The sequence below is a fragment of the Plebeiibacterium marinum genome (assembly GCF_026013615.1).
In the GTDB taxonomy this organism is placed as follows: Bacteria; Bacteroidota; Bacteroidia; order Bacteroidales; family Marinilabiliaceae; genus Saccharicrinis; species Saccharicrinis marinus_A.
Map to the genome: position 1 here is coordinate 46,638 of NZ_JAPDPI010000008.1, position 25,458 is coordinate 72,095.

The 25,458-nt window shown below is 37.3% G+C and carries 21 protein-coding genes and 1 tRNA gene; 11 read left to right on the forward strand and 11 right to left on the reverse strand.

The window, feature by feature from the left end; genetic code table 11:
* Nucleotides 1-4 precede the first annotated feature (4 nt).
* Nucleotides 5-1,330 (forward strand): cyclic 2,3-diphosphoglycerate synthase, encoded by a 1,326-nt coding sequence (locus OM074_RS05760; protein ID WP_301198374.1) that lies wholly within the window; start codon nucleotides 5-7, stop codon nucleotides 1,328-1,330.
* 50 nt (nucleotides 1,331-1,380) lie between these two features.
* Here OM074_RS05760 and clpX read toward each other — a convergent pair whose 3' ends face one another.
* From clpX to tatC, 6 genes are all read right to left on the reverse strand, one after another.
* The gene (clpX, locus tag OM074_RS05765) at nucleotides 1,381-2,595 is read right to left on the reverse strand and encodes an ATP-dependent Clp protease ATP-binding subunit ClpX (protein WP_301198375.1); all 1,215 of its coding nucleotides are present in this window, start codon (nucleotides 2,593-2,595) and stop codon (nucleotides 1,381-1,383) included.
* Between the two features lie 87 nt (nucleotides 2,596-2,682).
* Entirely contained in the window at nucleotides 2,683-3,357 is a 675-nt protein-coding gene (gene clpP, locus OM074_RS05770) for an ATP-dependent Clp endopeptidase proteolytic subunit ClpP (protein WP_301198377.1), read from the reverse strand.
* Between the two features lie 76 nt (nucleotides 3,358-3,433).
* Complete coding sequence (gene tig / locus OM074_RS05775) at nucleotides 3,434-4,792, reverse strand: trigger factor (protein ID WP_301198378.1); 1,359 nt, start codon at nucleotides 4,790-4,792, stop codon at nucleotides 3,434-3,436.
* 162 nt (nucleotides 4,793-4,954) lie between these two features.
* Nucleotides 4,955-5,036 (reverse strand) — tRNA-Leu (locus tag OM074_RS05780).
* 95 nt (nucleotides 5,037-5,131) lie between these two features.
* Nucleotides 5,132-5,893: an LPS export ABC transporter ATP-binding protein gene (lptB, locus tag OM074_RS05785; protein ID WP_301198379.1), complete on the reverse strand. Its 762-nt coding sequence runs from the start codon at nucleotides 5,891-5,893 to the stop codon at nucleotides 5,132-5,134.
* 18 nt (nucleotides 5,894-5,911) lie between these two features.
* The gene (tatC, locus tag OM074_RS05790; RefSeq protein WP_301198380.1) at nucleotides 5,912-6,715 is read right to left on the reverse strand and encodes a twin-arginine translocase subunit TatC; all 804 of its coding nucleotides are present in this window, start codon (nucleotides 6,713-6,715) and stop codon (nucleotides 5,912-5,914) included.
* A 315-nt stretch (nucleotides 6,716-7,030) separates the two neighbouring features.
* Here tatC and recQ point away from each other — a divergent pair, with 315 nt between their 5' ends.
* Nucleotides 7,031-9,286 (forward strand): DNA helicase RecQ, encoded by a 2,256-nt coding sequence (recQ, locus tag OM074_RS05795; protein ID WP_301198381.1) that lies wholly within the window; start codon nucleotides 7,031-7,033, stop codon nucleotides 9,284-9,286.
* 7 nt (nucleotides 9,287-9,293) lie between these two features.
* On the opposite strand, the gene OM074_RS05800 is transcribed toward recQ, so the two are convergent.
* The 3 genes from OM074_RS05800 to purE all read right to left on the reverse strand — a co-directional run bounded on the left by OM074_RS05800 (nucleotide 9,294) and on the right by purE (nucleotide 12,781).
* Nucleotides 9,294-11,309, reverse strand: a complete 2,016-nt coding sequence (locus OM074_RS05800) for a helix-hairpin-helix domain-containing protein (protein WP_301198382.1) — start codon at nucleotides 11,307-11,309, stop codon at nucleotides 9,294-9,296.
* The gene (locus OM074_RS05805; RefSeq protein WP_301198383.1) at nucleotides 11,306-12,160 is read right to left on the reverse strand and encodes a hypothetical protein; all 855 of its coding nucleotides are present in this window, start codon (nucleotides 12,158-12,160) and stop codon (nucleotides 11,306-11,308) included. Before OM074_RS05805 ends, OM074_RS05800 begins: the two co-directional genes overlap by 4 nt.
* A gap of 114 nt (nucleotides 12,161-12,274) precedes the next feature.
* On the reverse strand, nucleotides 12,275-12,781 hold the full coding sequence (gene purE, locus OM074_RS05810; protein ID WP_301198384.1) for a 5-(carboxyamino)imidazole ribonucleotide mutase: 507 nt from the start codon (nucleotides 12,779-12,781) through the stop codon (nucleotides 12,275-12,277).
* Nucleotides 12,782-12,911: 130 nt separating this feature from the next.
* Between purE and hpt the strand changes: the two genes are divergently transcribed.
* The 8 genes from hpt to OM074_RS05850 all read left to right on the forward strand — a co-directional run bounded on the left by hpt (nucleotide 12,912) and on the right by OM074_RS05850 (nucleotide 23,219).
* Complete coding sequence (gene hpt, locus OM074_RS05815; RefSeq protein ID WP_301198386.1) at nucleotides 12,912-13,448, forward strand: hypoxanthine phosphoribosyltransferase; 537 nt, start codon at nucleotides 12,912-12,914, stop codon at nucleotides 13,446-13,448.
* 16 nt (nucleotides 13,449-13,464) lie between these two features.
* On the forward strand, nucleotides 13,465-14,037 hold the full coding sequence (locus tag OM074_RS05820; RefSeq protein ID WP_301198387.1) for an adenylate kinase: 573 nt from the start codon (nucleotides 13,465-13,467) through the stop codon (nucleotides 14,035-14,037).
* A 75-nt stretch (nucleotides 14,038-14,112) separates the two neighbouring features.
* On the forward strand, nucleotides 14,113-15,123 hold the full coding sequence (gene obgE / locus OM074_RS05825) for a GTPase ObgE (RefSeq protein ID WP_301198389.1): 1,011 nt from the start codon (nucleotides 14,113-14,115) through the stop codon (nucleotides 15,121-15,123).
* Entirely contained in the window at nucleotides 15,081-16,910 is a 1,830-nt protein-coding gene (locus OM074_RS05830; protein ID WP_301198391.1) for a MutS-related protein, read from the forward strand. The genes obgE and OM074_RS05830 overlap by 43 nt, the downstream gene beginning before the upstream one ends.
* A gap of 428 nt (nucleotides 16,911-17,338) precedes the next feature.
* Entirely contained in the window at nucleotides 17,339-19,171 is a 1,833-nt protein-coding gene (locus OM074_RS05835) for a DNA topoisomerase IV subunit B (protein WP_301198393.1), read from the forward strand.
* Between the two features lie 29 nt (nucleotides 19,172-19,200).
* Complete coding sequence (locus tag OM074_RS05840; RefSeq protein WP_301198394.1) at nucleotides 19,201-21,828, forward strand: DNA gyrase/topoisomerase IV subunit A; 2,628 nt, start codon at nucleotides 19,201-19,203, stop codon at nucleotides 21,826-21,828.
* Complete coding sequence (locus OM074_RS05845; RefSeq protein WP_301198396.1) at nucleotides 21,828-22,334, forward strand: shikimate kinase; 507 nt, start codon at nucleotides 21,828-21,830, stop codon at nucleotides 22,332-22,334. Before OM074_RS05840 ends, OM074_RS05845 begins: the two co-directional genes overlap by 1 nt.
* 15 nt (nucleotides 22,335-22,349) lie before the next feature.
* Nucleotides 22,350-23,219 (forward strand): MBL fold metallo-hydrolase, encoded by an 870-nt coding sequence (locus OM074_RS05850; protein ID WP_301198397.1) that lies wholly within the window; start codon nucleotides 22,350-22,352, stop codon nucleotides 23,217-23,219.
* On the opposite strand, the gene OM074_RS05855 is transcribed toward OM074_RS05850, so the two are convergent.
* Nucleotides 23,200-23,862: a hypothetical protein gene (locus tag OM074_RS05855; protein ID WP_301198398.1), complete on the reverse strand. Its 663-nt coding sequence runs from the start codon at nucleotides 23,860-23,862 to the stop codon at nucleotides 23,200-23,202. The two genes, OM074_RS05850 and OM074_RS05855, sit on opposite strands and share 20 nt — an antisense overlap.
* Nucleotides 23,863-24,115: 253 nt before the next feature.
* On the opposite strand from OM074_RS05855, the gene OM074_RS05860 reads away from it, so the two are divergent.
* A complete protein-coding gene (locus tag OM074_RS05860) occupies nucleotides 24,116-24,337 on the forward strand; it encodes a T9SS type A sorting domain-containing protein (RefSeq protein ID WP_301198498.1) in 222 nt (73 codons plus the stop codon).
* 76 nt (nucleotides 24,338-24,413) lie between these two features.
* On the opposite strand, the gene OM074_RS05865 is transcribed toward OM074_RS05860, so the two are convergent.
* Nucleotides 24,414-25,445, reverse strand: a complete 1,032-nt coding sequence (locus OM074_RS05865; RefSeq protein ID WP_301198400.1) for a DUF4097 family beta strand repeat-containing protein — start codon at nucleotides 25,443-25,445, stop codon at nucleotides 24,414-24,416.
* Nucleotides 25,446-25,458: the final 13 nt, after the last annotated feature.

Sequence of the window (25,458 nt, forward strand, 5' to 3'; positions counted from 1 at the left end):
CTTTATGAAGAACGTAGTCATCTTAGGAGCCGCCGGAAGAGATTTTCATAATTTCAATGTTTATTTTAAAAATAATTTTGATTATAAAGTAGTGGCTTTTACGGCTACTCAAATTCCAGATATTGAAGGACGCAATTATCCCATTCAGCTTACAGGAAAGCATTATCCTTACGGTATCCCTATTTTGCCCGAGGAAGACCTCCCGTTTATTATTAAAAGATTAAATGTTGATGAATGTGTTTTCTCATATAGTGATGTTTCTTATCAGCGTGTAATGAGCCTTGCATCCATAGTGCAGGCTGCCGGAGCAGATTTTAAGATGTTGGGACCGGATAATACCATGTTGAAAAGCTTGAAGCCTGTTGTGGCTGTTTGTGCTACGCGTACGGGGTGCGGCAAGAGCCAGACTTCGAGAAAAGTGATTGAATATCTGATGAGCAAGGGGAAGAAAGTGGTGGCCATCCGTCACCCTATGCCGTATGGGAACCTCAAGGATCAGATTGTGCAAAGGTTTTCAAAGCTTTCGGATTTACAGATGCATAAATGTACCATCGAGGAAATGGAGGAATATGAACCCCATATTGTAAGAGGTAATGTGATCTATTCCGGGGTGGATTATCATGATATTTTAAAGGAAGCAGAAGACGATGAAGAAGGCTGTGATATTATTGTTTGGGATGGGGGTAACAATGATATGCCATTTTATAATCCTGACCTGATGATTACAGTTGCCGATCCGCATAGGGTAGGACATGAAAAAAACTATTATCCCAGCGAAGTGAATGTGCGTATGTCGGATGTGGTAATCATCAATAAAATTGATAGTGCCAATGGAAATGATGTTCTGCAATTGCGTCAGAATATCAGGGAAATAAACCCAAAGGCTATTGTAATAGATGCTGCTTCGCCTATTGAAGTTGATGATGAAGAATTGATAAGAGGGGCAAAGGTATTGGTTGTTGAGGATGGACCAACTTTAACCCATGGCGAAATGAACCTGGGTGCCGCCTATCTGGCTGCCCAAAAGTTTGGAGCTGCCGAAATCGTTGATCCACGACCATATGCAGTAGGGAGTATAAACTCTACATATGAAAAATATCCGGATATACCCGCCGTTTTGCCAGCTATGGGATATGGTGAACAACAAGTAAAGGATCTGGAGGCAACTATTAATAATACACCCTGCGATGTTGTTATTATTGGTACGCCCATTGATCTGTCACGTGTGGTTAAGATGAATAAGCCGCATACAAGGGTGCATTACAGCCTGCAAGAAATAGGCAAGCCTGATTTAACAGGTGTGCTGGATGAGTTTTTGAAAAAGCATTAAAAAAAAGCGAGTCTCCATGAGGCTCGCTTTTTTAAATACTTCTATTTTGATTAGCTCGCTTTTAAACGGGCTAAGCTCTCTTTGTCTATTTTTGATTTAGCATACTCTAAAGTAATAACTAATTCTTTTTCTTTTTCTGATGGTGCTTCAAACATCATATCCATCATAATGGTTTCGCAAATGGACCTTAATCCACGCGCCCCAAGTTTAAACTCAACAGCTTTATCAACAATGTAATCCAAAACTTCATCGGTAAAAGTTAAGTTAATATCATCAATACCAAAAAGTTTCTCGTATTGCTTGATGATAGAGTTTTTAGGCTCTTGTAAAATCCTTCTCAAAATTTCTTTGTCAAGAGGATTCAGGTAGGTAAGTACTGGTAAACGACCAATGATTTCAGGAATTAAACCAAAGGATTTTAAATCTTGGGGAGCAACATATTGCAATAAATTCTTTTGGTCGATCTTATCTTTGGCTTTGCTGGCAGTATAACCAACAACCTTAGTATTTAACCTTTGGCCTATTTTTCTTTCGATGCCATCAAAAGCACCACCACAAACAAATAGGATGTTCTTTGTATCAACAGGAATCATCTTTTGCTCTGGATGTTTACGTCCTCCCTGAGGTGGAACGTTTACTATAGATCCCTCTAAAAGCTTTAATAAACCTTGCTGAACGCCTTCGCCCGAAACGTCACGGGTAATGCTGGGGTTGTCGCTTTTCCTGGCAATCTTGTCAATCTCGTCAATAAACACAATCCCTTTTTCGGCTGCCTCAACATTGTAGTCAGCAGCTTGTAATAGCCGGGTCAGGATACTTTCAATATCTTCACCAACATAACCGGCTTCAGTTAATACTGTTGCATCAACAATGGTAAAAGGTACATGAAGCATACGTGCAATGGTACGGGCCAAAAGCGTTTTTCCTGTACCGGTTTCGCCTACCAGTATAATGTTTGACTTTTCAATTTCAACATCATCAGATGTGCTTCTTTGTTGTAGTCTTTTGTAGTGATTGTAAACTGCCACAGATAGGTATCGCTTCGCCTCGTCCTGTCCTATTACATACTGATCAAGGAAAAGTTTTATTTCCTTAGGTTTTAATAACGTTATTTCATCAACATTAAAACCGCCCTTTTTCTTGAACTCCTCTTCTAAGATCCCATGAGCCTGTTCAATACAACTATCGCAAATATGCCCTGAAACACCTGCAATCAACAAGTTGGTATCTTTTCTTTCCCTGCCGCAAAATGAACACTTATCCATAAAATAATTGTTGAAAGTATATATAACAACAATGCAGAATACCTCACTAATGAGGTATTCTGCACAAATTTATATCAAATTAATTTTTTATTTTTCTCTTGTCAACACTTCATCAATCATACCATATTCCTTAGCTTCTGTTGCTGTCATCCAGTAATCACGGTCAGAATCTTTTTCTACTTTTTTGTAGGTATTTCCTGAGTGGTCTGAAATAATGGTATATAATTCTTTTTTCAATTTTTGAATCTCCCTGGCTGTAATTTCAATATCACTGGCTTGTCCTTGAGCTCCACCCATTGGCTGATGAATCATCACCCTGGAGTGGGTCAGTGCCGAACGTTTTCCTTTAGTACCTGCAGTTAATAACACCGCAGCCATTGAGGCAGCCATTCCTGTACAAATTGTTGCTACATCAGAAGATATATACTGCATGGTATCATAAATACCCAATCCTGCATATACCGAACCTCCCGGAGAGTTGAAATAGATTGAAATGTCTTTTTGAGGATCTGCTGATTCAAGATATAATAACTGAGCCTGAATGATGTTGGCTACGGTATCATCAATTGGCAGACCTAAAAATATAATACGGTCCATCATCAAACGAGAAAATACATCCATTGAAGCCACGTTCAACTGGCGCTCCTCAATAATTGTTGGAGAAATATATCCGCTTGAGATGGAGGTGTATTTATCTAATGCAAGGCTATTAATGCCAACATGCTTGGTAGCATATTTTTGAAAGTCTTTTGGATCTATCATATTCTATTTTATTTACTTTTCTTTTCTAAAACGAAAAGCTAAATTAACAAAAATAACCTTGCACTAATTGATTAGCCTAGTTTTTTTCAAATAGTTTGTTGAAATCGTCTCTGCTAATAGTTTTTTCTTCAAGCTTAACAGCGTTTTTGATAAACTCAATTGCTTTATCCTGAGCTGCTGTTTCAGCCATGTTTCTGCGCTGCTCTTGCTGGTTCATCATATCCTTGGCATAGTTTTCTAAATGCTCTTCAGGAATGTTTGTTAAACCATATTGCATAAACTGCATCTTAGCAGATTTTTTTGCCACTTCCAGTACATCAGCTTCCTCAATCTTAATTTCGTTAACTTTTAAGATTTCATTCTTGATCAACTGCCATTTTAAGTCTTCAACATATTTTGGCATGTCGTTTTCAAGAGATTCCGGAGTGATGTCTTTATTGTCGTGGTTAATAGTTAAAATCCAACGCTTTAAGAATGCTTCAGGAAGATCAATGTTGATCTTGCCCATTAACTTTTCTTTTGCATCAATGGTAAACTTGTATTCGCTCTCAAAAGCTAATGTTTTTTCCAAATCAGCTTTGATTTGTGCCTTGAATTCCTCTTCAGTGGTAGCTTTTCCTTCTCCTAATACCTGATCAAACAATTGCTGGTTTAATTCAGCAGGTACGTAATTCGAAATTTCTTTTACAGTGAACTGGAAATCACCATCAATTTGCTCGGCTACTTCTTTTGTAACTTTTAGCATGTATGATGTTTGAGTAGCGTCAGTAAATACATTTTTAGGATTTACTGTAACTGTAGCATCAGATTTCATACCAATTAAAGTTGCTTTTGCGTCTTCCTGAACGTTGGTTGCTGAAATAACCACATCTTCTGCTTTGATGCCGTCTTCAAGTACGTTGCCTTCCTGATCCAACTGAACAAAGTCGCCTTTAATCATAGACTCTTCACCAGCTTCTTCTACAGTCTCTGTTGTTCCGAAACGACCGGTCGCCTGCTTTACTTGTTGTTCAAGCATTTCGTCAGTCACTTCAATAGAGAAGTAGTTTAACTTTTCTCTTTTTGAAAGCTTAACCTCAAACTCCGGTGCAACTGCAATATCGAAATTGAAAGAGAAGCTATCCTGAGTTTCAAAATCAATTGTTTCCTGGTTTTCACTTGGAAGAGGTTCTCCTAAAATATTAAGTTCGCTTTCGCTTAAATACTTCGAAATTTCTTCAGAAACAATTTTATTTACTTCATCAGCTAAAACATGTTTTCCGTACATTTTCTTAATCATACCAAAAGGCACTTTCCCCGGACGGAAACCTGGCATGTTTGCTTTCTTACGATAATCTTTAAGTATCGTATCAACACGTGTCTCGTAGTCGTTTTTCTCAACAGTAAGTTTTATTACTGCATTTAAATCATCAATGTTTTCTTTTGAGATGTTCATCTGCTAAAATTGTTAGTGAACTTTCAAGTACTTGAAAGCCTGATGTTAAATTAATGAACCAGGATTATTTAAAATTTTATCCTATACCTGTTAAACTTAAAAAAACCGTCAAACTGCCGATTTAGATCGTAAGTAAGACGGTTTTTCATATCTCTTTCTTTGTGCGGATGAAGGGACTCGAACCCCCACGCCTCTCGGCACTAGATCCTAAGTCTAGCGCGGCTACCAATTACGCCACATCCGCGTTATTTTTTTTGCGATGCAAAGATAACTTCTTTTTGATCTAATTTGCAAATAAAATTCAAGAAAAAAATAAAAAAAATTACAATGCGCAGATAATCAGCTCTCTAAATTAAAGGTTCTTCTTTTTAATTCAAAGTCGTTACCTAAGTACAGGCGTCTTACTTCTGAATCTTCTGCCAATTCTTCAGCTGTGCCTGCCTTTAAAATGTTTCCTTCAAACAATAAATATGCCCTGTCGGTAATCGAAAGGGTTTCGTGAACATTATGGTCGGTGATGAGTATACCGATGTTTTTATACTTTAGTTTGGCCACAATCTCTTGTATGTCGGCTACTGCAATTGGGTCAACACCTGCAAAAGGTTCGTCAAGTAAAATAAATTTAGGGTTGATCGAAAGCGCCCTGGCAATTTCGGTTCTCCTCCTTTCTCCCCCGGAAAGCTGTATTCCCAGGCTTTTTCTGATATGTCCCAGGCTGAATTCTTCCAGCAGCTCCTCCAGTCGTTGTTTTTGGTATTCTTTTGAAAAATCAGTCATTTCAAGCACCGCTTTAATGTTGTCTTCGACACTAAGTTTTCTGAAAACAGAGGCTTCCTGTGCCAGATAGCCAATTCCTAATTGTGCCCTCCTGTAAACAGGTTCTTTTGTAATGACTCTATCGTTCAGGTAGATTTCACCTTCATTTGGAGTAACCAGACCTACTGTCATATAAAAAGTTGTTGTTTTACCAGCTCCGTTTGGCCCTAGTAATCCAACTATCTCGCCTTGCTCAACTTTTACAGAAACGCCTTTTACGACTGTCCTGTTTTTATATTTCTTGATTAATTTATCGGTGTGTAATACAAGATTGTTCTCAGACATGTTATAACCGGTATTAATTTAATTTTCTTGTTTTTTTCTTTTTCTTTCAATTCTGGCGGCAATCATTATTCCGGCTTCATATAAAAATATCAACGGAAAGCACACCAGTATTTGACTGATAACATCAGGAGGGGTGATTATTGCTGCTAATAATAAACTGGCCACAACAGCATGCCTCCTGTATTTTCGCAGCGACCTTGCAGAAACAATGCCAACTTTTGCTAAAAAGTAAATGAGTATCGGGAGTTCGAAAATTACCCCTCCTGCAAGTACTATAGAACTTATTGTTGAAATGTAAGAACCCAGGTTTAGGTCGTTTTTTACCATTGAACTGACCTGGTAATTTGCCAAAAAATGTACTGATAAAGGACAAATGATATAATAGGCAAACAAAACGCCCAAAGTGAATAATGTAGAGGCAAAGAAAATAGCTCCCCTTGAGTGTTTGATTTCTTCTTGATACAAGGCAGGTTTTATAAATCGCCAGAATTCCCAAAAAATGTAAGGGAATGCCACAATGATTCCGGCAATGAACGATACGCGCAGGTGAGTTGTGAATTGACCTGCCATTGCAATGTTCTGAAATTCATATTTATTTTGATTGATGCATAAAGCCGGTAAATTAAGTTCGCGGGCTAAGAGGCATAATTTTGAATTGGTATAGAATTCAGGTGTGCTTGGGCCAAATATAATAACGTCAAATAAAAATTCCTTATATAAAAATGCCAGAATTGCTATTGCTAATACTGAAATGAACGAGCGAACAAGATGCCATCTTAATTCCTCGAGGTGTTCTAAAAAAGTCATTTCTTCTTTTGCCATTTATTTAACCGGATTATGCGAGTGTTTTGTTTTGTGATGTTTGCTTTTTAAAACTATAAGGTGTTTTATTATTGATGTTGCGAAGATAGTATAGTAAATTCAATATGGCAATAATTGACAATGATGGATTAATTACTTAAATTCAGTCTGCACAAACAAATTAGCAGGAAGAGGTTTAATGGCTTCATCTGGCTTTATTCATGCGGATTTAGGCTTGCGAAAGTGTAGAATAATTATAGATAATAAATTGATAAATAGATATTTTTTTTAGGTAAAAATGTGTTTTTGTTTGAATAAAAAGTATTTTTGTTTGAGGTGATAAGGTGGAAAAAAGAGGTTTTAGACCTCGGTGCAGTTGAGTTTAGTGGTTTTGAGGATAATTTTATTGTTATGGGAAAAAAGATTGATCTAATTGCTGATTTGAAAAAGCATTTTGGGTTTGATACGTTTAAAGGAAATCAACAGGAGGTAATAGAAAACATATTAAAGGGTAATGATACTTTTGTGTTAATGCCAACAGGAGGAGGTAAATCGTTATGCTACCAATTACCGGCATTAATTTTACCGGGTACGGCTATTATTATTTCACCTTTGATTGCTTTAATGAAAAACCAGGTGGATGCAATGAGGGGGTTTAGCGAAGATGACGGGATTGCCCACTTTTTAAATTCATCGCTTACCAAAGCTGCCATAACTAAAGTTAAAGAAGATATGCTGTCGGGTAAAACAAAGTTATTATATGTGGCACCCGAATCCCTTACTAAGGAAGAAAATATTGAATTTTTAAAACAGGTTGAAATCTCTTTTTATGCTGTTGATGAGGCCCATTGTATATCCGAATGGGGGCATGATTTCAGACCTGAGTACAGAAGGATCCGACCAATCGTTGAAGAGATTTCAAGAAGGCCGGTGATGGCACTTACTGCAACAGCAACGCCAAAAGTTCAGAGTGATATTCAAAAGAGTTTGGGAATGGATAAGGCGATGGTTTTTAAATCATCATTTAACCGACCAAACTTATATTACGATGTTAGGGCAAAAAAACATGCTACTAAGCAGATTATTAAAATATTAAAAGAGAATGCCGGAAAATCGGCTATAATTTACTGCCTGAGCCGTAAGAAGGTGGAAGAGCTTGCTGAAAACCTTGTAGTGAATGGAATTAATGCAAGGCCCTATCATGCAGGGATGGATGCAGCTACAAGAGCTGGTAATCAGGATGCATTTTTGATGGAAGATACAGATGTAATTGTGGCTACTATTGCATTTGGAATGGGTATTGATAAGCCTGATGTCAGGATTGTGATTCACTATGATATACCTAAAAGTCTTGAGGGGTATTATCAGGAGACCGGTCGGGCCGGACGTGATGGAGGAGAAGGTAGGTGTATCACATTTTATAGTTATAAGGATATTCAAAAACTGGAGAAGTTTATGCAGGGAAAACCAATTGCTGAGCAGGAAATTGGTAAGCAGTTGCTTCTTGAAACGGTTTCGTATGCAGAATCTTCTATTTGCCGCAGAAAGATATTGCTGAATTATTTTGGGGAAAGGTATACAGAAGAGAGTTGTGGTACATGTGATAATTGTGTTCATCCTAAAGAGCAAACTGAAGGGAAGGATAATATTGTTCTCATGCTAAAAGCAATATTGGAGTTAAAGGAGAGGTTTAAGGCAGATTATTTGGTGCCTTTTCTTGCAGGCAATAGCAATTCTGCGATTAAGTCCTATAAGCATCATGAACATGAGTTGTTTGGGGCGGGAAAGGATAAAGAAGAGAAATATTGGAATGCCATTATCAGGCAAATAACAATAGCCGGTTTTTTGGTTAAAGAGATAGAGAATTATGGTATCCTGAAAGTTACCCAGGCAGGCAAGGAATTTATTGAAAATCCCGTTTCATTTATGATCACCAAGGAGCATGATTTTGATTTGGATGATGATGAAGAAAAAGCTGCCGGCGGTACTGCTGCTGTTGATCCGGAATTGTTCTCCATGTTAAAGGATTTGAGAAGAAGAATTGCAAAAAGGAAAAATTTGCCTCCGTTTGTAATATTTCAGGATCCTTCACTTGAGGCTATGGCTATTCATTATCCAATTTCTACCGAAGAGTTGATGAATATCCCTGGAGTGGGGTCGGGTAAGGCAAATCGTTTTGGAAAAGAGTTTGTTGAGCTGATTAAAAATCATGTAGTGGAAAATGAGATTGACCGTCCTGTTGACATGGTGGTTAAGTCTGTAGCCAATAAATCCAAAAACAAGATCGCAATTATCCAGAGTATTGACAGGAAAGTTCCTCTTGATGATATAGCTGAGTCGAGGGGGCTGGAAATGGATGAATTGTTGTCGGAAATAGAATCAATTGTTTATTCTGGTACCAGGGTAAATATTGATTATTATATAGATCAGGTGATGGATGAAGACCATAGGGATGATATTTTCTATTACTATAAAGAGGATGCTGAAACAGATGATATAGGGAGTGCCCTTGATGAATTAGGGGAAGATGAGTATTCGGAAGAAAACATTAGGTTGGTACGAATTAAATTCCTTTCGGAGGTTGGGAATTAATAAACCATTATAGTTTTATTTGTAATTGAATTTTTAAATTGGTTCTGGAATTGCCTGAGATAGTTTGCAATCCTGAACCAATTTCTTTTTTATTGGGATACCAGGTGTGTCCAGCCTTTATCCATAGTTTTATTCTGTCTGTTAACTGATATCTTCCTGTAAAGTAAACCCTGGAGCCTTCATCATAAAATGCAGGAATGCTAAACGTGTACAATACATCGTTTTCGTAGGTATAAATTCTTGAGTTGTAGTCGTCCGTTGCAAAAATAGTATAACGGAAAGAGCTGGAAAGTCTCTTGTTTGAAGATTCATAGTGTAAATCTGCAAAAGACAGAAAGCCGCTTGAGCCGGGTAATGGATCGTATTGGTATATTGATTTTTCGGTTCGTAATTGTATCCTCCAATTTTCGGTGGGCTGGCAACTGATATTCAACCTGATTTTTTTTAAATTATAGGTTTTGGTTGTGTATTCGGGAGTCTCATCTGTTGTGAGGTTTCGGTGCTTTTCTTTTTCTTTGTATTGAATTGATAGCTCCGAGGTAGGTGTAATTTTATAATTTGACCTGATAGAAATCTCATAGCCATTTGAAGGTTTGTCTATATTGTATTTTAGCCAATTGAATTTAAAAATGTCGATGTGGGCTTCTGTTTCAAGTTTTTTTATGGGGTACATATGTAATCCGATAAAACAACCTGTTTCACCTGAGGGATTGGTGCTTTCTGAAAATGTGCAAATGTATGGGGAATAGTATTTTGTTGAGATGTTTCTATACAGGATAGATGCTGTAACGTTTGTTGTAGGTTTAATAAGGAATCCATTTAGAGTGGCAATGTGTTTGTCTTTGTCGATAGCTATTTCTCCAAAGTATATGAAGTTGTTATTTCCGTAATTATACGAAAGCCAGTGGTTTTGGGAGTGTGTGGTTGGAGGATTTAGCTGCTTGTAAGTTTGGGTAGTTTGTATAGAATCCGCATCCAGTTGTGTAAAAGCCGTTCCTGCACTGGCAGAGATATTTTTCCATCTGTAATTAATATTAACTCCATATGTGGTTTGTTTTAGGGTGTTGCGTGTAGAAAGTTCATTGAGGGTTCTGTGGTAGCCTGTTTGTGGCATGGAAGTTATTAAAGATAAGTTCTGTGTGGAATCGTATTCAATTCGGGCATCCTTGTTTCTTGTTGATATAAAAGTTTGTAGTTGAATGGATTTGTAAGCCAGTGAGGAGGCTATTCCTCTAAAGAAATTCGTTTCGTTTGTGGAGGAGTATCTTTTTAATTCTTCCCCTTTTTTTCTTATATGCGAAACAGATCCGGATTTACTCATGTTTGATCCTGTCCATAAAGCAAGTCCCTGGCCAAAGTTAGCTTTGAAATCGCCTATGATTACTTTTTTGAGTAGTTTATTGCCCTTGTATTGCAGAAATCCTGAATAAAAATCGGTTTTGTTTTTGTTCAGGAATTGTTCTCCAGGGTCTTTTTCTATTACAAATCCTGTCGAATAGTGATTGCCATATTCAATAATAGCCCGGGAGTAAATTTGGTGGTTGTTTCCCAGGTATGCAGAACTGTCATTGGTTTGGTATCCTTTTGCCTTTTGTATGTCAAAGGCGTCTTTGATAATGACATTGCCATTGAGGTAGTTTTTGTGAATCATGTCTGGTTTGCCATAAGTAACAAAAAGTGATAGTAATTCAATAGTTTCCGGAGTGAATGTATTGAGTGATTGTAATTGATATTTGCTGAATATGGGTTGGTATTTGTCTATGAAGTCCAGTAGCTCTCTTGCTTGGAAATCAGACAAGAACCAGAGTTTTTCAAGTTTTGATTTGTTAATGTTGTTAATGTTGATGGGTGTGTTGGCCTGATCGATTAGATCGTCAATGCTTTGCGAGTTTTCGCTAATGTCATTGTCGTTCTCAGCAAGGTACTCTAAAAGTTGTTGTGTAACAGCGTTGTTGGTTACTGGGTTTTGGGCAGGGATCACCATTGGATAAATAATGGTGAATATCAAAAGTGCTTGTTTCATTGTTTTTGGTTAAAATTGTATGTTAATCCTAATCCTGATGAGATACCAAGGGTTTGATGGTTAACAGCGCAGGCGTCAATTGTAATGTTGTTAAGGATGAATCCGACTCCAAGGGTGTAGTTCATTGGCTTGCCAAAAGCGCCTATTCGGGCAATTAAAAAGTTGTTGGTGTGGTATTCGCATCCAAAACAGTTGGTTGTTTTGTAATTTGTTTGCTTTATTATTTCGTAGGCAACAGAAAACCTGGGGTTTGACTGCCACCGTATTCCTAAAGTGTATATGGAAGGGATAGTTTCTGTTTCTTCCCTTGTTTTTATAGTTGCTTTTTCAGGATTAGTTATATGAAAGGCCGCAATAACCTGTTGGTGAGGTGCAAATTGAACTCCAAATGAAGAAAAAACTTGAGTTGAATTTCCGGATTCAACTATTTGATTGTGTTGAAGGTTGAGTTGAAAGTTCATGCTTAAGGTTGGGGCTATTTGTCTGGTTAGCCCAACTGCAAATGTAGTTTCGTTGTATTTGTCAAACCCGAACCTCTTAATTGATCCATAGGTGGTGCCAAATGATAAGGGAGCTGCAACAGACAAGGATTGGGTGCTGAGTTCGGAAATCATGTATGGGGCGTAATAATTTGCAGAAACGCTTGTTGATTTTATGGTGTGTATTCCTGCCGGATTGGATAATATGCTAGAAATTCCAGAGGTTGTTGATCCCGTGTCTCCTTGTCCCAGTATCGAAGGTGAAGACTGGAAGCCGGGTTGGGCAATTGTTTGGATTGGGTTAGTTAGAAATACAATAAGTAGTAAGCTTGCTTTAAAAAAAGCCCTTTGTTTAAGGTTTTGTTGATTCATGGTTTAATTAAAAAAAATAAGGCAACTTTAAAAAATAATTGAAAAGTTACCTTATTTATGTCAAAAGTCCAACTTTAATTTTTCGTTGGATGATAATTTATTCTAACCAATGAATCAGTTGGTTTTAAAATCATACTTAATTTCGCTAAGCTCTTTGTTGGCTTTCTCAATTTTTGTTTTTAGGTTTTCTTTAAAATCTGCAACCCTTGAGGCTAAATCTGCATCGCCAAGAGCCAGCATTTGAGCAGCTAAGATACCTGCGTTTTGGGCTCCATTTATACCTACTGTTGCTACAGGTATTCCTGGAGGCATCTGAACAATTGCCAAAAGAGCATCCAAACCATCAAGTGATGCTTTGATAGGTACACCAATTATTGGAAGTTTTGTCATAGAAGCAATAACGCCTGGTAGATGAGCTGCCATCCCAGCTGCTGCAATAATTACCTTGATGCCCCTTTCTTCAGCTCCCTTTGCAAATTTCTCAACTGCCTCTGGTGTTCTGTGCGCAGATAATGCATTGATTTCAAATGGAATTTTTAAGTCGTTAAGCACTTGTGCTGCTTTTTCCATAACTGGCAAATCAGAGGTGCTTCCCATGATAATACTAACTACTGCTTGCATAGTAATTTCAAATAATAAGTGATAAATATGTTTAAACTAGCGCAAAATTAATAAGTTATAAAAAGAAAATGACTTTAAGATTGTATTTTTTTGTACTTTTGCGCCACAGAAATAAAAAATTTCCCAATTAATGAAACGTATAAAGCTATTAGACAAGGAGTTTGAGTTGTCTATTCCTTTTGAAACTATTGATAAGGCAATTGAGGGTATTGCGCAGAAAATGAATGAAGAGTTGGCGGATAAAGATCCCTTGATGATTTGTGTGTTGAACGGATCTTTCATGTTTGCAGCTGATTTGATGAAGAAGTTGAACTTTCCGTGTGAGATTAGCTTTGTGAAACTTTCTTCATACCAGGGGACGTCATCTACCGGAAAAGTAAAGGAACTTATTGGATTGAATGAGAATATTGAAGGGAGATGTGTGGTTGTGCTTGAGGATATTATAGATACTGGATTTACCATTGAAAAAATCCAGAAGCAGCTTGAGGGATACCAACCTTCGGAAGTGAAGATTGCCACTATGCTTTATAAACCTGAAGCATGTAAGGTTGATCTGACTATTGATTATAAAGGGATGGATATTCCGAATGATTTTATTGTGGGATATGGACTTGATTATGATGGTCATGGACGTAATCTTGCAAATATATATACAGTTGTAAAATAAATAAATTATAACCGAAATGTTGAACGTAGTCATTTTTGGCCCTCCAGGGTCCGGTAAAGGTACCCAAAGTGAAAATATTATTAAGAAGTACAACCTGGCTCATATCTCTACCGGAGATCTGTTAAGAGCTGAAATCAGCGGTCATACTCAATTAGGTACTATTGCAAAAAGTTTTATCGATAAGGGGGAATTGGTTCCTGATGAAACAATTATCGGTATGATAGATAATAAGATTGAATCTTTGGTAGGAAACGAAGGAGTTATTTTTGATGGTTTTCCACGTACTGTAGAGCAGGCAAAAGCATTAGAGGAGTTATTGGCTGAGTATAACACTAAAGTTAGTGTGATGGTTAATCTGGAGGTTCCTAGAGAAGAGTTGATTGACAGACTTTTAAAAAGAGGAGAAACTTCAGGGCGTTCGGATGATAATCTTGAGACTATAGAAAAGAGAATTTCTGTGTATGAAAGTCAGACTAAGCCGGTGATTGATTTTTATAAGGCAAAAAAAGTTCATAAATCAATTAAAGGGGTAGGAAGTATTGATGAAATCTTTGGTTCCATCACTGAGGTTCTTGATTCTGTTAAGTAAAAAAATATTTGTAAATTATAGAGCCGCGACAATATAAAGTATTGTCGTGGCTTGTTGTTTTAATAATATAAGGTTATGGCAAGTAGCAATTTTGTTGATTATGTGAAGATATTTTGCCGTTCTGGTAAGGGAGGAGCAGGTTCAATGCATATGCGTCGTGAGAAATTTGTGCCTAAAGGTGGTCCTGATGGTGGAGATGGCGGTAGAGGTGGACATGTGATTGTGAAAGGAAGCCGTAACCACTGGACTCTTCTGCACCTGAAATTTCAGCGGCATGTATTTGCAGGGCATGGAATGAGTGGGAGTGGCCAGGGAAGTTTTGGTGCCCAAGGTGAAGATAGAACTATTTTTGTGCCATTGGGAACTGTTGCCAAAAACGCAGAGACTGGAGAAGTTATCTGTGAAATTACAGAGGAGGATCAGGAGTTTGTTTTGGCCAAAGGTGGTATGGGAGGAAGAGGCAATATGCATTTTAAAACCTCTGTGAATCAAACTCCCCGATATGCCCAACCTGGTCAGGAAGGAATTGAGCTGGCTGTAATACTTGAGTTAAAAGTGTTGGCAGATGTTGGGTTGGTTGGTTTTCCCAATGCAGGTAAGTCAACATTGCTTTCAGTGGTTTCAGCTGCTAAACCGGAGATTGCGGATTATCCTTTTACCACATTGGTTCCCAATTTGGGGATTGTGAATTATCGGGGATATAAATCTTTCGTAATGGCTGATATTCCGGGCATTATTGAAGGAGCAAGTGAAGGTAAAGGTCTTGGGTTGAGGTTTTTGCGTCATATTGAGCGAAACTCTATCCTGTTGTTCCTGGTGCCTGCAGATGCTGATGATATTGCAAAAGAATATCAGGTATTGTTGAATGAGCTGAAAAGCTATAACCCCGAATTGCTCGATAAACAGCGTTTGTTGGCCATATCAAAAAGTGATTTGCTTGATGACGAATTGATTGCTGAAATAAAGCACGAACTTCCTGATATTCCATATACTTTTATATCTTCGGTGGCCAATAATGGCATTACTGAACTAAAGGATATGATATGGAAAGCACTGGAGGAATCCAACAAAGATATGATGAGCTGATAACAGAGTATGATAAGCTCCAAAATAAGTATGGTGCTGAGGCAAAACTCTACTCCCAAAAGATCATAAAAACGGGATGGGCCAGGGTTTTGCTTTTTGTTTTGACGATTGGAGTGCCTGTTTACTTTCTTAATATATCTATCTTTGTTTCTGTAATCGCCTTTTTTACGGCTGTTGGTGGTTTTGTTTTTATAATTAAAAAGTTTAACCGGTACAAGCGCTTTAAAGAACAAAATTTACATCTTCAGGAACTAAATAAAAATGAATCTTCTGCATTGAATGGCAATTGGAGCTGCTTTGCTTCTGGTGAAAAGTTTATTGATCCTTTCCATAATTTTTCTCATGATCTTGATTTGTTTGGTCAAGGTTCTTTCTTTCAGTATATTAATCGTTGTGTGACTATTGCAGGGGAAATTAACCTGAAGAACAAGCTTACCCTTGGCGAGTTGGAAGAAGGGATTAGTGGGATAAAGACACAGCAAGAAGTGCTCAATGAACTATCAAAGATGTTGTCTTTCCGGCAATTGTTTTATGCTAAAGGTAAGTTTTTAGATGAGTCTCAGGAGGATTTGAATAGGATTTCTTCCTTTAAAGAATATGTTCCATGGTTGAAAAATAAAAATATTGTTTTTCAATATTTAATCAAGGGAATGTGGTTGTTGTTTGTTCTTTCTGTAGTTCTTGCTTCGTTTGGTTATTTAGCTTGGTTGCCCATTTTTATATTTCTGGTAAATTTGAATGTGGTGGGTGTTAATTTTAAGTCTATCAATAAGTTAAATTCCCGTTATTCTGTCCTTTCCAATATACTTCAAAAGTATTCTGAATTAACAGATTTAATAGCCAAACAACAGTTTTCATCCGATAAATTAAATGTTTTAAAAGATTTACTGGTGGCAAAAGAACATAATGCCTCTGGAGCAATCAAAAAATTAAGTACTTATATGAACCATTTTGACCAGCGTAATGGGATGTTGGCAGGGGTTTTATTGAATGGGTTTTTTCTTTGGGATTATATCTATATTCTGAAAATTGAAAACTGGTTTGAAAAGCACTTGCACCACCTTTTTGCCTGGATGGATGTAGTACATGAAATGGATGCTTTGAATAGTCTTGCAGGTTATGTATATAATCATCCTGACTTTGTTTTTCCTGAATTGCAAGATAGTGCAGTTTATGAGGCCAGAAAACTTGGGCATCCTTTGTTGGATAGAAAAGTTAGGGTATGTAATGATTTTGACTTCGATCAATCGGTTTTTGCCTTAATTACGGGTGCAAATATGTCTGGTAAGAGTACCTTTTTGAGGAGTGTTGGATTGAATTTGGTGTTGGCAAATTGTGGTGCTGTAGTTTGTGCCGAAAAAATGTTGTATTCTCCTATTAAACTGGTTACTAATATGCGTACAACTGATTCTCTGATGAAAAATGAGTCTTATTTTTTTGCAGAGCTAAAAAGGTTGAAATTTATAATAGATAAACTATATGCGGGGGAGAAATTGTTTATTATTCTTGACGAGATATTGAAAGGTACTAACTCAAAGGATAAAACATTTGGCAGTATGGCCTTACTCAGGAAGCTGTTAAATTATAATGTGTTTGGAATGATTGCAACCCACGATTTGGAGCTTGAGATACTTGAGGAAGAAACAGGGGGCAGGATTAGCAATTTGTGCTTTGAAGTGACTAATGATAATGATGTTCTCCATTTTGATTATAAACTTTATAAGGGAGTTACGCAAAATCACAACGCATCGTTCCTAATGAAAAAAATGGGAATTATCGATGGGTGATTTATTTGAATGTAATTTTTTTTGTGTTTTTAGTCAAAAAAACCTGATAAACACTATGTTTTCAGAAAATTTTTATTTTTTTTATGCAGGCTTTTATGAGTATTAGGGCTGCTCTGATGCAGTTGTTAAGTCTAAAAGTCAAGAATGTAGTAATAATTGGTTCACAAATTTGCAATAAACGGATTCATAAAATGGGTCCGTTTTTTTTGTTGTAAGAAAATTTATGGGCTTTATATACTGTGAATTATATTTATAAGTGGTGGCGGTTGGGAGATTGTTGATAAAATGATTACCAAAAAAAAACGGTTTTCGTTATATTTGAGGGAATTTTTTCAACTGTATTTGGGGTTGGATTTTTATGAGTTCATTTGATGCATATTATATGTATCGGCTTACCGGATAAAAATATATTTAAACACGCTTATATTATGTCGCAACAGTATTCAGAAGATGCCATCAGAACCTTAGACTGGAAAGAGCATATTCGAAGAAGGCCGGGGATGTATATCGGGAAACTTGGTGATGGTTCGTATCAAGATGATGGTATTTATGTGTTACTAAAAGAAGTAATGGATAATTCTATCGATGAGTACATGATGGGGTTTGGAAAAAAGATTGATGTAACAGTGCAAGATGGGCAGGTTACCATAAGGGATTTTGGTAGAGGGATCCCATTGGGGAAAGTGATTGATGTTGCATCAAAAATGAATACGGGCGCTAAATACGATTCCAAAGTGTTTAAAAAATCTGTGGGATTGAATGGTGTCGGTATCAAAGCTGTAAATGCGCTCTCAACTATATTTACTGTTACTGCATTTCGTGATGGTGAATGTAAAAAAGTTGAGTTCTCAAAAGGGGATGTTATCAAGGATTATGAGATTGAGCCTACTTCGGAAGAAAATGGAACCTTTGTATCCTTTTGTCCCGATGCGGAGATTTTTGAGAAATATAATTTCAGGGACGAGTATATTGAACCTCTTTTAAGAAATTATACCTACCTGAATGCAGGTTTGGCAATTAATTATAATGGGAAGACATATAAGTCGAAAAATGGATTGCTGGATTTGTTAAATGAAAACATGACTTCGCCAGGTATTTACCCATTGATTCATTTACAAGCTGAAGATTTTGAGGTAGCGTTAACCCATGGTAATCAGTATGGAGAAGAGTATTACACCTTTGTAAACGGTCAGCATACTACTCAGGGGGGTACACATCAAATTGCTTTTCGTGAGGCATTGGTTAAAACAGTCAGGGAGTTTTATAATAAAAACTTTGATGTATCCGATATCAGGACGGGTGTTATTGCTGCCATTAGTATAAAAATTGAAGAACCTGTTTTTGAATCTCAAACCAAAACAAAGCTGGGATCAAAAGATATGGGTCCCAATGGTCCTTCCGTAAGAAATTATGTATCTGACTTTATAAAAAAAGAATTAGATAATTTCCTTCATAGGAATACAGAAACTGCTGAATTGTTGATGAGGAAAATTCTGGAATCTGAAAAGGAAAGGAAAGCCATTTCAGGAATTCAGAAGTTGGCCAAAGAAAGGGCCAAAAAGGTGAGCCTTCACAATAAAAAATTGCGTGATTGCCGTGTGCACTATAGTTCAAATAATGAGGATGCACCAAATTCGTCTATCTTTATTACCGAGGGAGATTCTGCCAGTGGCTCTATAACAAAGGCTCGTAGCGTTAATACGCAGGCGGTATTTAGTTTAAAAGGGAAGCCGCTGAATTCGTATGGTTTAACCCGTAAAGTGGTATATGAAAACGAGGAGTTTAACCTTTTGCAGGCAGCATTAAATATTGAAGACGGCTTAGAAACCTTAAGATACAACCATGTTATCATAGCTACAGATGCTGATGTTGATGGAATGCATATCCGGTTACTTTTAATTACTTTCTTTTTACAATTTTTTCCTGAATTGGTAAAGAACGGGCATCTTTATATTTTACAAACCCCTTTGTTTAGGGTGCGTAATAAAAAGAAGACTATATACTGTTATTCGGATGAGGAAAAAGATAAGGCGATAAAATCCTTGGGAGCAAATCCTGAAATTACCCGCTTTAAAGGATTGGGAGAGATTAGCCCGGATGAGTTCAAGCATTTTATCGGAAAGGATGTAAGGTTGGAACCAGTCAGGATGAGAAAAGAAGACGCCGTATCCCAACTGCTTTCTTTTTATATGGGTAAAAATACACCCGACCGTCAGAATTTTATTATTGATAATCTGGTAGTAGAGGAAGATCCTGCATAATATAAACATTATTAATTGCCATAATAAGCATGAGCGAAGATATTAACACTCCAAGCGAAGAAGAAACTAACCTAACCCCTGAAGATAATCAAAATATGGAGGATCAGAACAAGTCCGCTGAAAATCAACCCTCAGATGTGAAAATATCTCACTTAGGAGGTATGTTCAAAGGGTGGTTTCTAGATTATGCTTCGTATGTTATCCTGGAGCGTGCCGTTCCGCATATTAATGATGGATTAAAGCCTGTTCAGCGCCGTATATTACATGCCATGCGAAGAATGGATGATGGTAGGTATAATAAAGTGGCTAACATTATTGGTTTTACCATGCAATTTCACCCACATGGGGATGCATCAATTGGGGATGCATTGGTTCAGCTGGGACAAAAGAATTTGCTAATTGATACCCAGGGAAACTGGGGTAATGTAGCTACGGGTGATGGTGCAGCTGCTCCGCGTTATATTGAAGCCCGGTTAACAAAGTTTGCTCAGGAAGTAGTATTTAACCCAAAAACCACCCTGTGGAAAATGAGTTATGATGGGCGTAATAAAGAACCTATTACACTTCCGGTTAAATTTCCCTTGTTGCTTGCTCAAGGGGTTGAGGGTATTGCTGTTGGTCTGGCATCTAAAATTCTCCCCCATAACTTTAACGAACTGATTGATGCTTCAATCGCGCATCTTGAAGGGAGGAATTTTGAATTATTTCCTGATTTTCCGGCAGGAGGAATGGTGGATGTATCCCGTTATAACGATGGGATAAGAGGTGGTGCTGTAAAAGTGAGGGCAAAAATTGTTAAGCAGGATAACAGGACGCTAAATATTACAGATATCCCTTATGGTAAAAACACATCTTCTTTGATTGATTCTATCCTTAAAGCCAATGAAAAAGGAAAGATTAAGATAAAGAAGATTGATGATAATACTGCCGAAAATGTTGAAATCCTGATCCATCTGCCTAACGGTGTGTCTACGGATAAAACCATAGATGCACTTTATGCTTTTACCGATTGCGAGGTTTCTATTTCGCCAAACTGCTGTTTGATTGAAGATAATATCCCGAGGTTTATCGGGGTTTCTGAGGTTTTGGTTAAGAATACTGAGCATACAGTCCACTTGTTGACCAGAGAATTAGAGATCAGGAGGGGTGAACTGGAAGAAGCATGGCATTTTGCTTCACTGGAAAGGATTTTTATAGAGAATAAAATATATCAGAAAATCGAGGAATGTGAGACCATGGAGGCAATTATTCAAACTATTGATCATGGTCTTGAGCCTTTTAAAAAGAACCTTCGCAGGGAAGTAACGAGGGACGATATCCTGAAACTAACAGAGATTAAGATTAAGAGAATTTCTCGTTTTGATGCTCATAAGGCTGATGAATATATTGCTTCTCTAGAAGAGGAAATGGAACAGATTGCTTATAATCTTGAAAATATTATTCCTTATTCAATTAACTATTTTAAGCATATCAAAAAGTCGTATGGCAAAAATTTCCCTCGTCAAACGGAAATCAGGAGTTTTGAAAATATTGAAGCAAGTAAAGTAGTTGTTAAAAACGAAAAACTGTATATCAACCGTAGCGAAGGTTTTATGGGAACTTCGCTTCGCAGGGATGAGTTTGTTTGTGACTGTTCTGATATTGATGATATTATTATTTTTTATAAAGATGGTAGGTATCTGATAACTAAAGTATCGGATAAAGCTTTTATTGGCAAAGGGGTAATTCATCTTGCGGTATTTAAAAAGTCTGATACAAGAACTATATATAATGTGGTTTACAGGGATGGAAAAGCCGGAACCGTTTATGTAAAAAGATTTGCAGTAACAGGAATTACAAGAGATAAAGAATATGATGTAACCAAAGGAACCAAAGGTTCTGATGTGTTATATTTTAGTGCCAATCCTAACGGGGAGGCTGAGGTGCTTAAAATTGTGTTGAGACCAAAGGCTCGTGTGCGTAATTTGATTTTTGATTTTGATATGGCTACACTTGCTATCAAAGGTCGCGGTGCCATGGGAAATATTCTTACTAAATATGAGGTGCAGAAAGTAGCTCTGCGTAAGAAAGGTGTTTCGACACTTGGGGGAAGAAAAATATGGTTTGATAAAGATGTTTTAAGGCTTAACTCTGATGGTCGTGGAGAATATCTTGGTGAATTCCATGCCGATGATCAGATCCTGGTCATCACAAAAGACGGGAATTTTTACCACACAAATTTTGATTTGGCCAATCATTACGAAGATAATATTTTGATTATAGAAAAATATGTTTCTGATAAGGTTTGGTCGGTAGCTTATTATGATGGTGACCAAAAGTATTTTTACCTGAAACGCTTTCAACTTGAGCCATCAGCTAAGCCTCAGCGATTTATAGGAGAGCATTCGAAATCGTATCTGGTTAGGGTAACAACCGTTGATTACCCTAGATTAGAGGTGAAATTTGGTGGTGAGGATAAGGAGAAAGACAAAATGATAGTTGAAGTGGATGAGTTTATTGGTGTAAAAAGCTATAAAGCCAGAGGAAAGAGGTTAACTACTTATCAGGTTTCAAAAATCAATGAACTGGAGCCCATTATAAAAAGGGAGGAGCCCGAAGAGCCTGAACAAGAGAGTGAGGAAACAGAAAATGATAAGGATCAAATGTCGTTGTTTTAATGGTTAAAAGGGTTTATTTAATCGGTTTTATGGGAAGTGGAAAGTCGACCATGGGGCGTTGGCTTTCGGATGAAATGGGGTGGACCTTTGTTGATATGGACCATTTTATTGAAAACAAGTATCACAAAACCATAACCCAGATTTTTGAGGAGAAAGGTGAGGATGGATTTAGGGAGATGGAAGCCAGGTGCCTGAGAGAAATTGGGGATTTTGAGAAGGTAATTGTTGGTGCAGGTGGTGGTACCCCGTGTTACTTTGATAATATGGATGTGATGAATGCCACAGGGGTGACGATATATATTAAGCTGACTCCGGAGGTTTTAAATGATCGGCTTAAGGGTGCCAAGGCACAGCGACCGCTGGTTGCAAATAAAAGTAAGGAGGAGTTGTTGGCTTTTATCTCTGAAAAACTTAAGGAAAGAGAGCCGTTTTATTCTAAAGCGCAGGTTATTGCCGATGGGTCGACATGGGAAGTTACGGACTTTGTGAAGGCAATTCAGGATTGATAATGGATAGTTTTAATGGAATTAATTAAGATAGAAACCGGCAATTTTATGGCCGATGGGGGAGCTGTGTTTGGTGTTGTTCCTAAAGTAATGTGGGTTAAGCAGTATCCGTGTAATAATGATAACTATTGTAACTTGTCTATGCGGTGCTTGTTAGTAAAAACGGGTGATAGAATTGTGTTGATTGATACAGGGGCCGGGGATAAGCAAAGTGAAAAGTTTTTTTCGTACCAGCACTTGAATGGTGATGATTCTCTTTGTAAGTCGTTTGATGATACTGGGGTTTCATTAGATCAGGTTACAGATGTGGTTCTTACCCACCTCCATTTTGATCATTGTGGAGGTGTTGTCAGTAAGGATCAGGATGGTGTTTTATCGTTAACTTTTCCAAATGCAACCTGTTGGGTTGCTGAATCTCAATGGGAAAATTTTCATCAGCCAAATGTTCGGGAAGGGAGTGTGTATTTTAAAGAGAATATTGTGCCGGTTTTAGAGTCAGGTAAGCTGAAGCTGGTTAAAGAAGATATGGAATTGTGTCCTGGTATTAAACTAAGGCTTTTTAACGGGCATACTCTTGGGCAGATAATCCCTTTTATTAGTAATAATGGGAAGACCATAGTTTATATGGCAGATTTCATTCCCCTTAAGGCAAGCATCCCTGAAGCCTGGGTTTCAGCATACGATACCAACCCAATGGTATCTATGTCTGAAAAAAGAATGTTTCTTCAGGAAGCTTGTGAAAATGACTACATCATGTTTTTTGAACATGATTTATATAATGAATGCTGTTGTCTTGAAATGAATGACAAAGGCATTGTTGCCGGTGAAAGCTTTAAGCTTAGAGAATTGACATCTATATTTGCTACTACCACTCAGCGGCCATAAGTTTAGGCTGTTTAAAATGAGTGTTGATGTAGAAGTAATTATTTGCCAGGTATTTAAATCCGGATCTCTGAAAAAACGCATTTAGTTTTAGTTGGGCTGTTTCTTCGTCAAATTCAGCATCTTCAAAATTCATAGCCCTTGTAAATGCATCTTCTTCATAATTCCCGGATTTTACTTTTTCATTAATAGTTTGCTGAAAAGGGATTGCCTTTATTATAATGGCACCGGTGCAATTGTTAAATCTGGTATACAAGTCCTTTAATATTTTTGAGCCGAGTCTTTTCCCTCTAAAGCCGGGCAACAATTCATAATCTGTTATAATACATAGGTCGTCCAGATACATATCTTTATCGGCAAGATTCATAAAATTTTCGTTGAATTCGCCATTTTCAAAATCAATAAACTTCATCCCAAAATCAAGGATGGGTTTTGAAGCATCAAAAACATGGAAAAGGTCATAATTTTGTTCAATGATTTGATTTATGAGTATAATGCTAAAAACTAATCTCCCAATTTTTATATATTCTCCAGATGGCTTGTACACCATTATCTCAGCTTCATAATTATTTACATACCTGTCCGGATTTTCATTGTCAAGGTCAGATTGCATAAAATAATTTATGGTATAATCGAATGAGTCCATACGTGTATAAAATTTAGGTTTAACTTGAAGTTGGTGGTGACTTGTTATTGTGTGTTTCTCCCGAAGCTTAATTACAAGATATTAAATATCTTTTTATTTATCCAAAAATAAAGAGTGTAAATATTCTTTTGTTTTGGCTAAGTTCTACGTTTTTTCTTTATAGAAGTAGTAATGTGTCATGAAATTTGTGCTGTTGGTCAAAATGTGTATAAGGTTTGGTTTCTCTATGCGAAATTATTGTTAATGATGTTATATTTTTGTCTATCCTAATCCGGTGAAGGATATTCTTAGAGTAAATTTACCAGAGGCTGAATGTCAGTTGGCTTTGTTTAGTTTGAGTGGACGTATGGTATGTCAGCAAATGGCACGGGGTTCAGAGTATGAATTAAATATGGCGGATTTGCAAGAAGGAGTGTATATTCTTCGGGTTAGAGGTAATGGTATTAGTCAAACAATTAAGGTTATTAAAAAATAATCCTGGTTGTATTATAAAATATCTGGAATTAAGAGAAGGGTGTCTGTTGTAGGGACACCCTTTTTTAATAGTCAATTTATCTATAAGATTGACTTCCTGAGGAACTTATTCCGTGAACTTTGATATTGCCCTTTTCAATAATTAGTTTCTTTTTCCCTTCAGCACCCTTGGCGTTTAAGCTTCCAGAGGAGGCAGCCAGGTTAAATGATAAATCTTTGGCACTATTGGTTAGTTCCATTTTAATGCTACCAGAAGAGCTTTTGAATGATGAATTTCCGTTAAGAGTAATACCAATGCCACTTTGGCTACCACTTGAAGATATCAGGTCAAGCACCCCTTTTGCGTTGGTTATTCTTATGCTTCCAGAGCTCACTCTTGCCGTTATGCTGCCATTGATATTTTCCATCTTTATGCTGCCGGAGCTGCCTGTGGCGTGAATGTCAGATTCAATGTTGGTTAGAATTTGCGATCCAGATGAGGAAGTGCTTTTTACAGAGCCCTTAATGTCGCTGATTCTAATGGTTCCTGAGGATGCTGTTGCGCTTACATTCCCTTTCACCCTTTCAATTTTATGGCTTCCGGATGAGCATGTGGCTTTAACGTTGCCACCAATGTCTGAAATATTTAAACTCCCGGAGCTGGCTGTTGCTTTCAGATTGCTATCAATGTATTTAGCAGTAATGCTTCCTGAGCTTGAAACTAAATCAACAGTGCTTTGTCCTATGTTGGATATGTCGATGCCGCCTGACGAGTTTCTTACGTTAATATTGGTGTTTTCTGGCACCTGGAAGTTTAGGTCTCCGCTAAAAGAACCCCAAAGGTTGTTTGGGTGTTCAATCCATACTTCCAGGGTGTTTCCATTTATTTTATATTTGATTTTAATGTCATCTCTCTCTTTTTTACTTCTTATCTCTCCTTTAAAGGATACATTTGAGTCTGGATGACTTGTAATGTCTACATGGCAGAATGCTCCTTTAACATCGATGGATGCAATGTTGTCAAAGTTTTTTTCTGCCTTGTCAATTATGGTTTGTTGACCCGTGGCATTGTTGATGATACAGCTATTTAGTGTAAATACAGCCAGAGTGAGCGATAAAAATGTCTTCATCTTCTTTGGGATT

What these genes read in the sequence shown, in the direction of transcription:
- OM074_RS05760 (WP_301198374.1), top strand. Translation starts at nt 5, where the DNA reads ATGAAGAACGTAGTCATCTTAGGAGCCGCCGGAAGAGATTTTCATAAT.
- clpX (WP_301198375.1), bottom strand. Translation starts at nt 2,595, where the DNA reads ATGGATAAGTGTTCATTTTGCGGCAGGGAAAGAAAAGATACCAACTTG.
- clpP (WP_301198377.1), bottom strand. Translation starts at nt 3,357, where the DNA reads ATGATAGATCCAAAAGACTTTCAAAAATATGCTACCAAGCATGTTGGC.
- tig (WP_301198378.1), bottom strand. Translation starts at nt 4,792, where the DNA reads ATGAACATCTCAAAAGAAAACATTGATGATTTAAATGCAGTAATAAAA.
- lptB (WP_301198379.1), bottom strand. Translation starts at nt 5,893, where the DNA reads ATGTCTGAGAACAATCTTGTATTACACACCGATAAATTAATCAAGAAA.
- tatC (WP_301198380.1), bottom strand. Translation starts at nt 6,715, where the DNA reads ATGGCAAAAGAAGAAATGACTTTTTTAGAACACCTCGAGGAATTAAGA.
- OM074_RS05800 (WP_301198382.1), bottom strand. Translation starts at nt 11,309, where the DNA reads ATGAAACAAGCACTTTTGATATTCACCATTATTTATCCAATGGTGATC.
- OM074_RS05805 (WP_301198383.1), bottom strand. Translation starts at nt 12,160, where the DNA reads ATGAATCAACAAAACCTTAAACAAAGGGCTTTTTTTAAAGCAAGCTTA.
- purE (WP_301198384.1), bottom strand. Translation starts at nt 12,781, where the DNA reads ATGCAAGCAGTAGTTAGTATTATCATGGGAAGCACCTCTGATTTGCCA.
- hpt (WP_301198386.1), top strand. Translation starts at nt 12,912, where the DNA reads ATGAAACGTATAAAGCTATTAGACAAGGAGTTTGAGTTGTCTATTCCT.
- OM074_RS05820 (WP_301198387.1), top strand. Translation starts at nt 13,465, where the DNA reads ATGTTGAACGTAGTCATTTTTGGCCCTCCAGGGTCCGGTAAAGGTACC.
- obgE (WP_301198389.1), top strand. Translation starts at nt 14,113, where the DNA reads ATGGCAAGTAGCAATTTTGTTGATTATGTGAAGATATTTTGCCGTTCT.
- OM074_RS05830 (WP_301198391.1), top strand. Translation starts at nt 15,081, where the DNA reads ATGGAAAGCACTGGAGGAATCCAACAAAGATATGATGAGCTGATAACA.
- OM074_RS05835 (WP_301198393.1), top strand. Translation starts at nt 17,339, where the DNA reads ATGTCGCAACAGTATTCAGAAGATGCCATCAGAACCTTAGACTGGAAA.
- OM074_RS05840 (WP_301198394.1), top strand. Translation starts at nt 19,201, where the DNA reads ATGAGCGAAGATATTAACACTCCAAGCGAAGAAGAAACTAACCTAACC.
- OM074_RS05845 (WP_301198396.1), top strand. Translation starts at nt 21,828, where the DNA reads ATGGTTAAAAGGGTTTATTTAATCGGTTTTATGGGAAGTGGAAAGTCG.
- OM074_RS05850 (WP_301198397.1), top strand. Translation starts at nt 22,350, where the DNA reads ATGGAATTAATTAAGATAGAAACCGGCAATTTTATGGCCGATGGGGGA.
- OM074_RS05855 (WP_301198398.1), bottom strand. Translation starts at nt 23,862, where the DNA reads ATGGACTCATTCGATTATACCATAAATTATTTTATGCAATCTGACCTT.
- OM074_RS05865 (WP_301198400.1), bottom strand. Translation starts at nt 25,445, where the DNA reads ATGAAGACATTTTTATCGCTCACTCTGGCTGTATTTACACTAAATAGC.